8 protein-coding genes are annotated in these 10,359 nt (G+C 57.3%); 4 read left to right on the top strand and 4 right to left on the bottom strand.

All coding sequences use genetic code 11. The features are described from left to right. Positions 1-162: 162 nt before the first annotated feature. Both IGS51_RS17060 and IGS51_RS17055 read left to right on the top strand, forming a co-directional pair. Complete coding sequence (locus tag IGS51_RS17060; protein WP_297080016.1) at positions 163-774, top strand: DUF3318 domain-containing protein; 612 nt, start codon at positions 163-165, stop codon at positions 772-774. 960 nt (positions 775-1,734) lie between these two features. Continuing rightward, positions 1,735-4,632 (top strand): trypsin-like peptidase domain-containing protein, encoded by a 2,898-nt coding sequence (locus IGS51_RS17055; protein ID WP_297080015.1) that lies wholly within the window; start codon positions 1,735-1,737, stop codon positions 4,630-4,632. 225 nt (positions 4,633-4,857) lie between these two features. Here IGS51_RS17055 and IGS51_RS17050 read toward each other — a convergent pair whose 3' ends face one another. Then, positions 4,858-6,075 (bottom strand): chromate transporter, encoded by a 1,218-nt coding sequence (locus IGS51_RS17050; RefSeq protein WP_297080014.1) that lies wholly within the window; start codon positions 6,073-6,075, stop codon positions 4,858-4,860. 377 nt (positions 6,076-6,452) lie between these two features. Here IGS51_RS17050 and IGS51_RS17045 point away from each other — a divergent pair, with 377 nt between their 5' ends. Then, positions 6,453-7,748, top strand: coding sequence for a carbamoylphosphate synthase large subunit (locus IGS51_RS17045; RefSeq protein WP_297080013.1), 1,296 nt, complete (start codon positions 6,453-6,455; stop codon positions 7,746-7,748). Between the two features lie 100 nt (positions 7,749-7,848). Here the strand turns inward: IGS51_RS17045 and IGS51_RS17040 are convergent, their stop codons facing one another. The 3 genes from IGS51_RS17040 to IGS51_RS17030 form a co-directional block, all read right to left on the bottom strand. Next, entirely contained in the window at positions 7,849-8,103 is a 255-nt protein-coding gene (locus tag IGS51_RS17040) for a gas vesicle protein GvpG (protein WP_297080012.1), read from the bottom strand. A gap of 43 nt (positions 8,104-8,146) precedes the next feature. Then, positions 8,147-8,893 carry a GvpL/GvpF family gas vesicle protein gene (locus IGS51_RS17035; protein ID WP_297080011.1) on the bottom strand — a complete coding sequence of 249 codons (747 nt, stop codon included), beginning with the start codon at positions 8,891-8,893 and terminating at the stop codon, positions 8,147-8,149. 157 nt (positions 8,894-9,050) lie between these two features. Beyond that, the gene (locus IGS51_RS17030; protein ID WP_297080017.1) at positions 9,051-9,476 is read right to left on the bottom strand and encodes a gas vesicle protein K; all 426 of its coding nucleotides are present in this window, start codon (positions 9,474-9,476) and stop codon (positions 9,051-9,053) included. A gap of 344 nt (positions 9,477-9,820) precedes the next feature. On the opposite strand from IGS51_RS17030, the gene IGS51_RS17025 reads away from it, so the two are divergent. After that, entirely contained in the window at positions 9,821-10,030 is a 210-nt protein-coding gene (locus tag IGS51_RS17025) for a hypothetical protein (RefSeq protein ID WP_297080010.1), read from the top strand. Positions 10,031-10,359: the final 329 nt, after the last annotated feature.

Below are 10,359 nucleotides of genomic sequence, written 5' to 3'. Positions count from 1 at the left end.
CCCGCGAGAAATTGTCCAACTGCGTAAGTCCTGTAGGTTTTGGATTTTGGGACAGCTTGGGGCGTTTTGGCGGGCTGAGATCGGGCGGCATCGGCCGCGTGCTTGCAAACCTGATAGGCTGGATGCCAGACTTCTGCATTGGTTGCGAAAGGCACGGTTTCCATGAATCCCGATGACGAAATTAGCCGCCTGGTTGAAATCATGCCTGCCTCTGGGCGGATGTATGTGAAGCTGATTGACCGCCCTGCCCAGCCGCAGGTAATTACGGCAAACCTGCCCTTGCCCTGGCAGCAGAGCCGCCCAATTTACCTGAACTTTGACCTGTGGGAGGAACTGAGTCGTTCTCAGCGGGATTTGCTGCTGCTGCGAACTGTGGCATGGGTGAACACGACGCGATGGTTTCAGCCCGGTTGGCCGCAGTTGCTCTTGGCAGCGGGCACGCTGGGAACCGTCGTGGAACTGGCACAGGGCGACGCAATGGGAACCGTTGCCGCCGCAGGGCTGACGGCCTTTTCGGGCTATCGCATCTGGAAAAATAGCCGCAGTTCACAAATCGAGCTAGAAGCGGACGAGCGAGCCATTAATTTTGCCCGACAGCGGGGCTATACGGAACAAGAGGCTGCCCGCAGTCTGCTGAGCGCAATCGAGGCGGTGGCGCAAATTGAGGGACGGTTTTCGCTGGATTTTACCGAACTGCTGCGCTGTCAGAACTTGCGAGCGATCGCCGGACTCTCTAACACGCCCGTCCCCGAACGCCTGCGCGACCAGCGGTGATCGTGCAAATTATGACCTTGCAAATCGTGACCTTGTAAATCAAGGACAGTGCAAATCAAGGACAGTGCAAATCAAGAACAGTGCAAATCAAGAACAGTGCAAATAAAGCTGGGATCAAGCCAGAAGTTGAACCGATCCGGGAACAAGCCGCTGGCGTTGCTCGTCATAGGCATTCTTGATTCGTGTGAAGAATTTATAAGGTTTTACCTTCCTGAACGGATTGTTTTCAGCGGGGCTGTTTAAGGGAGTAACAGATAGGTTGGTTCACGTTTTGCCTCGTCTGTTAAAGCCAGGGTTGCATAACCAGACTTTCAGCGACTCTGATGAACGCTAAGCAGGCTTTTTGCCAAAGATTGCCTAAGAGGATGTTTGAAAAGTCCCACTGTTTGTAGAAAAGCGTGCAAGATCCCCCTTAAATCCCCCTTAAAAAGGGGGACTTTAAGGCGGTTTCCCCCCTTTTTAAGAGAGGGCTTAAGGGGGGATCTCTGAGTGCTTAACATTACAGGCGATACCTTTTCAAACACCCTCTAAAACCTGCTCTACTCTGGTTCAGGTTAAAACTTCAGGTTTGATGACGAGGTTTGATGACGAACCAGAAATTTCAGCCCTACGGGTTTGGGTGTTTTCTAGAAACTCTCTTGCGTTGAGACATTGACCGTTCAAGGTTTCTAAGCATCGCAGCGTTGGCGATCGCCCCTCTCTGGGCACGGCACACGCCCAAAGCTCTGCTGAGGGATGCAATAGTCAAAGGTTGCCATCACGCAGGGTTGGAAAAACCCGGCGCACCTATTTCGCTTGTCTTGATCCGAGCAAATCGGACGGTCGGGCGATGTTCTGGGCTGCGCTGGTTTGGGCGGGCCATGGGCAGGCATCGATTCTCGATTGCGGAGTCTGGTTTCAAGATCCGAAAGACGAACGACGGTTTATTCAGTTCATACCCATCACAACTCACGAACTATTATGCGTTTAGCTCCCATCGCTCTTTCTGCGCTGGCGATGCTTGGCTTTTTGGAAGCAAATCGCCGGGCCGAGGCCAACCCCTTTTCTGAAGAAGAATCCGTAGAACCGATTGCCCCAGTGGAAACCGCTGCTCCGGCTGCGCCACAGCCAAAAGCAGCGATCGCTCCACCAGAACCAATCCAGACCGCTCCTCAAGCCCGTTCCACTGCCCCTCGTGCAATCGAAAAGGCCGCGCAAAAGGCTGAAAAAGTTGCTGCATCGGCTCCTAATTCACAGGTTACGCCGCCGCCTGCGCCCGCTCCGGAGAGAATTGCCGTTTCTGCACCTGCGACGACCCCGGCTCCCGCGGCTCCTGCGACCGCAGCCCCCGATCTGACCGCGCCGCCTGTGTCTCGTCCGGTGTCCGTTGCTCAGCCTGAAAATGCTTCTGGTGCAGTCGCGCAGCCCGTGGCACAGCGGGTCGAGCGCGAGGCTCCGATGGTCGCAGTGGCGGCAGTGGCCGAGTCGAAGCCTGCGGCATTGTCCAGCCAGGAGTCAACCCCGCCTGTGCGGGCGATCGCCCCTCGGCTTGCAGAAAGGCAGACGGTTCCAACAGCCGCCATGACCTCTGACGCTACGGCTGGCCCCTCCGCCCCGTTGCCTGTCGCAGCGATCGTGGCAGATGCAACCGTCGAGCGGTCTGCCCCTTTGCCCTCTACGCCAGTTGACGTAAGCGCTCCGGCTGAGGTCACGAACGTCATCGTGGCTCCGGCGGTTCCTGTCACCTTTGTGGAGCCGACCACACCCCGCATTTCCTACAGTGGTCTGATTCCGCTGCTCAAGGATGATCCGCTGAACGATCCGCGAGAGTTCCGCCCCGGCTCGATGCACATGGAAACGCTGCCCGTGGTCGAGTCTCCGTCCACCGGCCCCAGCCTCGCGACCGAGTCCAGCCTGACTGCTGATGGGGCTACGCCCAGCTTGTCAGATACCCGCCTAGCGGCAGAGTCTCGGAGCGATCGCCATGAGGCAGCAGTGCGATCGTGTCTGGGCGAAAATCCCAACCTGTTCCGTTTGGTGGAGCAGGAGGAAGGGCGCTTTCTTCAGCAGGTGCTTTACAACGGACAGCCCGGTCGCATTGCTCGCGGCACAGATGGACGGCTGGTATGCCCCAGCGCAGCACCCGTGGCGCAGACGGTAGAAACGACTCCCGGTGTGCAGGCTGCCGTTTCGTCCGCAGAGGCTCCCGTGGCGATCGCCCCCGTCGAGGCAGAAGTCGTGACGGAAGGCACGTCGCACCGCCGCCACCGCTACTACTACGGCTATACCCCCTACTATCCGCCAGTGGTGGTGTCTTATCCACGCCCTGTGGTGGTCGAGCGTCCTGTAACTGTCGTCGTAGAACGTCCCCGTCCGGTGGTGATCGAGCGCCCAGTGCCCGTGGTGGTCGAGCGTCCAGTGCCCATCGTAGTCGAGCGCCCCGCTCCCATTCTGCTGCCCCATTTACCCGTGCTAGAAATCCGCTATGACCGGCGCACCCGCCGAGCGCTGCGTCGCCATCCCTATCGCCTGGTGCATTATCACTATCCCTACTACTATCCACATCTGGCTTATGGCGGCTGGCCCTACCCCATTGGGCTGCGGGAGGAGAATGCAGACCCTTCCCTGAGCCAGCCTGGACTGGAAACCGAGGGACTTGGCGGAACCACCCATCGGTTTGAAGGAACGGTAGAGGCGGCAGCGCCCGCAGAGATTCCCACGCTCTCCGTTTCGACGGGTGCTGCGGACGTGGCGATCGCCCCCAGCGGCAGCCGCACCGCCGCCCCCGTTTATGCCAGAGCCAACGAGAGCGTGGTGGCGATTCGCAATCGCTTTTCGGGCAGCGGTTTTTTCGTTGAACCCGCCAGCGGCCCTGGCGGGAACCCCAACACCCTGATCGTGACCAATGCCCATGTGGTGGAAAACCTCCAGCAAGGGCAAGTTTCTCGTGTCACCCTGGCAGACAACAGCGACCGTCGCGCTCGTCTAGTGGGCTTTGACCCCAGCGGCACAGACCTGGCGCTGCTGACCCTGGAACCGTCTCGCTATCCCAACTTGGATCGGCTCAGCGGGCAAAAGCCGACCTTCACGGGGCAGCCGTTGCGCCTGGCCGATGCTCGCTCGGTGCAGCCGGGTGACCCGGCCTATGTCATTGGCACGCCTTTTGGGCAAGAGCGGTTTCGCAATGCGCTGACCAGCGGCGTAGTGAGTAAGATCAACCCCGATGAAGTGCTGACCGATGCCCAGATTAACCCCGGCAATTCGGGCGGGCCGGTGCTTGACCAGCACGGCAACGTGATTGGCGTTGTGGCCTTGTCCTTTTCGCGGGGCGGCAATCGCGGCCTCAGCAGCGCCATCAGCAGCGATCGCGTGCGTCACCTCCTGGCCAGCGCCCATACGGGCCACCTCGCCTCGACTGCGCCGCTGTCGCGGGTCACCAATGCCACGCCGCTGTCCTTTGGTCAAGATTCCCACGGCTTTGTTGCCAGAGCCGAAGGACGGATTGACGAGGGCGATCGCCTCTCTGACAACGGTCGTCGATTCGAGACGTTCTCTTTCCAACTGCCCACGCCTGCCCAGGTGTCGATTCAGATGCGGAGTGCGTTCATCGACTCGTTCCTTGCCCTGAGACGAGACGTATCGCGCTTCAATGATCAAACCGCGCTGGAGCCAGTCGCGGAAAACGACGATGCCAACGCCAACACGCTGGATTCTGCCATTCGCGCCAACCTCCCGGCGGGAACCTATGTGGTGTTCGCAGGCAGCTACGGCGCAGGAGAAGCAGGGCCCTACGACCTGAACGTGCGCGTCACTTCTCAGGGCACTCGCGTCGCCACTCCGGCGCGTAGGCTTGCGGAAGAAAACGCCGTGACAGCGTAGTTAGCTGGAGCAAGATTCGATTCGGCTAGAGTTCCATTCCAGATGAATCGTTGTGTGGTGAATCTGCACAACGATTCATTTTGTTTGGAATATCTTACTTGAATCTCAATGCTTCTGAGTGGCGCTACGAATAAGATTACTGGTAGGATTACTGGAAGTGCCGCGGGCGCTTGACTGGCAATCCAAAATCGCCAATCCAAAATCCAACATCCACACGATCAGGAATCAGGTCAAGCTTTTAGCTAGCAGACCGACGATCGCCCCACCCAGCACCAGCCAGGCCGAGTTTACCTTGAGCCGAAACACGGCAATCAGCGACAACGCTGCGAGAATCACCGTCACCCAGTCCACCACGGCGGCGCGGGCCAGCGTCCAAGTGACGACGGCCATGAGTCCGAGAGAGGCTGCGTTGACCCCATCCAGAAAGCCGCTGACCCAGCGCGACTGGCGCAGCTTGGGCAGAAATGGGTTGATGATTAGCACTAGGGCAAAGGCGGGCAGAAAAATAGCGATCGTGGCGGCTACGGCTCCGGCGTTGCCCGCCAGCAGGTAGCCGATAAAGGTGGCGGTGGTGAACACGGGCCCCGGCGTGACCTGCCCCACCGCCACCGCATCCAGAATTTGCTGCGACGAAAGCCAGCCCGTGCGCTGCACAAACTCGCGCTCCAAAAACGCCAGCAGCACGTAGCCGCTGCCATACAGCACCGCCCCAATTTTCAAAAACAGCAGAAACACGCTGCCCCAGGTAGGGGAATTGACGGGCGAGGCTGCCGGAGCCGCACTGGTTTGGGCTAGTAGCGATAGGGGAAACAGCAGTAGCGGTGCGCCGGATTCGCGTTGGCCCAGGTTTTTGATCAGCATGACGGCGACGCCGCCCAGCAGCAGCAGCGCGATTTCGTTTAGCCCGGTGGCAAAGAGCGCGATGACGGCGATCGCCACTGCCCAGGTCGGCCAATCCTTGAGCGCCTTTTTCCCTAGCTTCCACAGCGCTTGCACCACAATGGCAATCACCACCGCCTTGATGCCGTAGAGCAGCCATTCTACTTGGGGAATGGTTCGATAGCGGACGTAAACTGCCGCCAGCGCCCACACAATCAGCATTGCAGGCAAAATAAAGCAGGTGCCCGCCAAAACCAGCCCGCGCCAGCCTGCTCGGTCATAGCCCAGGTAGATCGCTAGTTCCGTCGAGTTTGGGCCGGGAATCAGGTTGGTGATGCCCAGGAAATCGAGCAGCTTCTCACGGCTGAGCCAGCGGCGACGGGTAACGATTTCGTCGTCCATCATGGCAATGTGGGCAGCAGGCCCGCCAAAGGCGATCGCCCCCAGTTTCAGAAACACGCCCGCCAGTTCCCCCAGACGTTGTCGCTGGGCCGCCGGACTCAGAGTGTCGTAGGGAAGGGTTTCGTCGCTAAAGCCTTCTAAGGGCTGAGAGGGCTGGGACATGGCTAAGCGTCTGGTGTGGCTAAAGTTGCATCCTTTTGAATGCCAGGAGGTTGGCATCATTTTGTTTTCAACATATCAACCAAATTCGATTTAACGCTAGCCCAGCGAGCTACATTCAGCTCAGCCCAAAGACAGATTTTGCGCTGGGTGCAGTTGGTATCACGGAGTGCAATTTGCGCGTATCCCCTCCGATTACCATCCAGCGTAGACAGAACCTACACACTTGCAATAGGTTCTTTGGATTTTGAACGATTTCTCATGGGTTGCGCCTGTGAGAAATCGTTCAACTGCGTAAGTTCTAGTAGACTACGATTTGGCAAAAGACTTTGGCAAAAGACTTTTGAAATCTCCGAACTCCACCCTGGTTTAATGCGTCTATGGCCTTAGATTCCGACGTTCAGACCGACCTGCAAACCGACCTGCAATACACTCAGGCGACCAGCCTTTCTGACCTGTTTGCCGCAGATACCGCCGATGCGCCCCACGCCTTTATCCTCAACTATCCGGCCACCGCAAGCTGGGCCGCCTATCCCAATACCGAGAAGTATTTTCTGCAAGACGGCAGCGACGAAGCTACCAAAGTCAGCTATGACAAGATTGTGCAGCAGGAGCCGTGGAAAAACCTGGCGGCGCTGGGCGATCGCCTCGCAGGTATTGTCATCCGCCCGCCACGCAATATTTTGATCGACTACTGGCGGGAGCATTTTGGCTTTCGCTACGAGAATCTGGAGGTGCTGCAACGGTCGGTGTATCTGGACTACCTAAGCCAGAGCGATCGCTTTGCCAAGGTGCTAACGCTATTTCCCTTTGACCACCTCGCGCCGGAAAAGCACGCCGTCCCGCCCGACACCCACTATCGCCTGCTGAGTAAAGAAACCCTGGCTGAACTGGGCGTGCCCTGCCCGCACTACGTCACCTATCACCTAGACGAAACGCCCCTAGAGGACGTGCCGCTGCCCGCTGAGTTTCCTTACCTAATTAAGACCACCCACGGGCTATCGGGTGAGGGAACCTATATTATTCAGAACTCCAGCGACCTGGACTATTGCCTGCGGGAAATCCGAAAATATCGGGAAATCAACTTGCTTCGCAGCATTGTGGTGTCGGATTTTGTGAAAAACGCAGTGCAGAACTACTGTATGCAGTTCTATGTGAGCAAGGCGGGCGCGGTGGAACTGATCGGCGTGACGGGGCAGTTGGTCACAGAGGAGGGCGGTTACCTGGGCGGGCTGATTGACTACCAAAATACGCCTGTGGAACGGTTCGCGCCGCATATTCTGGCGATCGCCCGCTATGCCCACCAGCAGGGCTATTTCGGCATCATCGGCTGCGACGTACTGGAGGACACCGACGGACAACTCCACGCCATCGATGCCAACTTTCGGGTCAACGGCTCTACGCCGCTGTGCTTGCAACGGCAACCCTTGCTGAAGGAAGGAAAGGCGATCGCCAAATATTCCACCGACTACCGCATGGACGGCACACTCGATTCGATCCTGGTGGAACTTAGACCCGAACTGGCGCGTAAGGATTTCCTGATCCTCTCCGCCCTAGAAAAAGTAAAGTACGGCAAGATCTACACCGAACTTTACGGCATCGTCGCGGGCGAAACTCTGGAGGAGATGCAGCACATTGAGCAAACGCTCCAGTCCAAGGGGCTAATGCTGGGCTGATTTTGGATTTGCGATTTTAGATTGCCAGTCAAGCACCTGCGGAGCGTCTCAAAATTTCATTCGCAGCAGCCCTCAGGAGAATTGCCACTAGGGGCGTTGATTAATCTTCGTCCTCTGCGTCCAGATCCTCATCTTCGAGCGCCTGAATCGCCAGCAGCAGTGCCTCTTCCCGCTCCTCAAACTCGTCTTCGGGCAGTTCGCCCATATCAAAGGCGAGTTGCAGCGCCAGCAGTTCCTTTTTCAGATTTTCTTTTTCATCCAGCAGCGGCTCTGCCTGCTCCAAAATCTTGCTGGCGATCCAGTTCATGCCGTTGATGGGCGCGGTGACGGGGGCGAGGAGGAGGTCAAAGATCATAGCGGGGGTGGGAGTGAACGAGGTAATGAAAATGGATGCTATCTTACTCTGCTTCTAGCTGGGCAAAGTTGTAGGGTGCGGTGAAGTTGTTGTAGCGGATGGTCAGGCGGCCGCTGAACTGCGTGTCCAGTTGATCGACCTGCTGCCCAAAGGCGGGTTCGGCCTCCCAGGGAATCAGGTAGGCGGCGTTGTAGATCATGCCAGGAACGCTGGGCAGGGGGTCGTTTTCGACAATTTCAACGGCATGGGTGTTGAGGCGATCGCGGCAAGTTTGGATAATCGTGTCTTTGCGGACGGTCATGGCGTGTTCGATGGATTGCCCAATGCGAACGATCTCGTCCATGCTGAGGGTTTTTCCTTCGAGGCGATCGCGCTCTGCCCTCAGCAGATCGTTTTCCTGCATCAGCGCCTCTAGCTCTGCCTCCTGGTTCCATACCAGCTTGATGCCCACCTCCCGGCGACCGTCTAGCCGCTGAAACAACTGCCGCAGCGCCTCTCCCTTGGGCACGATGAGTTGCTCCTCGACGCTGGCCCAGTCCTTAATCACCAGGCCAAACTGAAGCGGCAGCAGGGTACGATAGCCCTTCTCCATCGCTTGCTCCAGCACGCGCTCATGGCCCAGCAGGTTTTTGCGGCTAGAGAGATAGCGCTTTTGCTGCGCCTCGGAATAGAGAAATACGAAATCGCCAATGGCGTGGGAATGAACGGGCTGCGCGTCCAGACCTTCGAGGGCTAGCCCGACAGGGCCGGGGCTGGGGAAGATGCCATAGAGATAAAAACCGTATGCCATGATGCGCGGGAAAACAGGGCCACTGGGAGCAAATGGGCGCAAATCGTCGGGGGTTTTGCTGCCCCAACTTGCCTACTCGCTGAGAGTGCCCAGTTTGGCAGGGGCGATCGCCAATTTTGCGAAATTGCGACACAGCGTTACAAACCCCCTGCAAAAACTACAGCGGCTTGGATGTAAGCACCAGGCGAAGCTTGGCATGGATCAGGCTCAGTTGCGCCAGCCCCAAATCCACATCGCCCTCGATCACTACGCCTGTATTCAACAGGCGATCCAGCAGTTCCAGAATTGACGGATTGGCAGACTGTTCGCCGGGATAGTAGCCGCCCGCCTTGGGCAGCAACGTGCCAATTTCGCCCAAATCGATATTAAGATCTGCCGGATCGATCTCAAAAATTTCACAAAGCTGCACAACCTGTTCTTCCAGCTTCCGCAGGCTTTCGGCAGCGCGATCTAGGTCGCCGTCGCTCAGCAGCCCCTCTTCCATGCGGCGGATTACCTGCGCCTCCATCAACTGTCGCACTAGCTCAACAATCGTCAGCAGCAGCGGAGCCAGTCCCGCGTCCGATTTGCCCGCAGGCGTCAGGGAAACCTCCGCAGGCCGCGCCGCTAAATCCCCAGCTAATGCATCCCCAGATAGGGCATTCCCAGATAGGGCATCCCCAGATAGGGCATCTGATGGAGGAGAAACCGCAGCATCAGGAGATGCCGAATCAGACATCGAACCCGTAGAGGGTGATGCCGAAGCAGATGCAGAATTGGGCACAAAATTGACAGATTCCATGCCTCCATCATGCCCAAAATTTATCAAGTTTTTCTGTAGATTGTTACAGCATCCGTCACAATCTGTGTCGTCTTGTGTTCACAGCACACCAGCGACAAACCGGATGGGTATGGTATAGAAAATGAAGAAAACCTTAAGGAGGCGGTATGAGTCCTCTAATGCTCCGGCATCTCTGGATGGTTGTAGACGAAGCGCAGTCGAGCGTATTGCTAAACCTGGATGACCACAGCCTCACCAAGTGGTTGATTGGACAGTTTTATCAGGGGCGATCGCTCAGCCCCAGCGAATCTGACCTCCTCAGCGAATACATTCGCACTCGCCTTCCGCTCATTCGTGAGATGGCGCAAGGACGATAGGCGACACGTTACTGGCCTATCGTTGAACCGATCTCATGCCGATCTCATGCCCATCAGTTCAGGATTTACGCACTTGCGATCAGTTTTCTAGGTTTTGGAGGATTTCTCGTGGGCCAGCCCGTGAGAAATTCTCCAATTGCGTAAGTCTTACAGTTGTTCACTCCAAATGACTCGAAAAGCTGCCAGAAAATTGCCCAGCGCCAGCTTGACGCATCAAAGCCCTGTAGGGAAGCGGGTTATGGCTATGCCTAGGCAGTGTCTTAAAACTTTCTAAGTCGTTGATTGCCTTGAGTCGATCCCCCTAAATCCCCGCGCTTACGCGCCGCTTC

It is taken from the genome of Thermoleptolyngbya sp. M55_K2018_002, from assembly GCF_015295965.1.
GTDB classification, from domain to species: Bacteria; Cyanobacteriota; Cyanobacteriia; order Elainellales; family Elainellaceae; genus Thermoleptolyngbya; species Thermoleptolyngbya sichuanensis.
This window is presented reverse-complemented; position numbering and strand designations above follow the sequence as displayed.

Coding starts and splice junctions, on each gene's coding strand:
- IGS51_RS17050 (WP_297080014.1), bottom strand. CDS start 6,075: ATGTCCCAGCCCTCTCAGCCCTTAGAAGGCTTTAGCGACGAAACCCTT.
- IGS51_RS17055 (WP_297080015.1), top strand. CDS start 1,735: ATGCGTTTAGCTCCCATCGCTCTTTCTGCGCTGGCGATGCTTGGCTTT.
- IGS51_RS17045 (WP_297080013.1), top strand. CDS start 6,453: ATGGCCTTAGATTCCGACGTTCAGACCGACCTGCAAACCGACCTGCAA.
- IGS51_RS17040 (WP_297080012.1), bottom strand. CDS start 8,103: ATGATCTTTGACCTCCTCCTCGCCCCCGTCACCGCGCCCATCAACGGC.
- IGS51_RS17060 (WP_297080016.1), top strand. CDS start 163: ATGAATCCCGATGACGAAATTAGCCGCCTGGTTGAAATCATGCCTGCC.
- IGS51_RS17035 (WP_297080011.1), bottom strand. CDS start 8,893: ATGGCATACGGTTTTTATCTCTATGGCATCTTCCCCAGCCCCGGCCCT.
- IGS51_RS17025 (WP_297080010.1), top strand. CDS start 9,821: ATGAGTCCTCTAATGCTCCGGCATCTCTGGATGGTTGTAGACGAAGCG.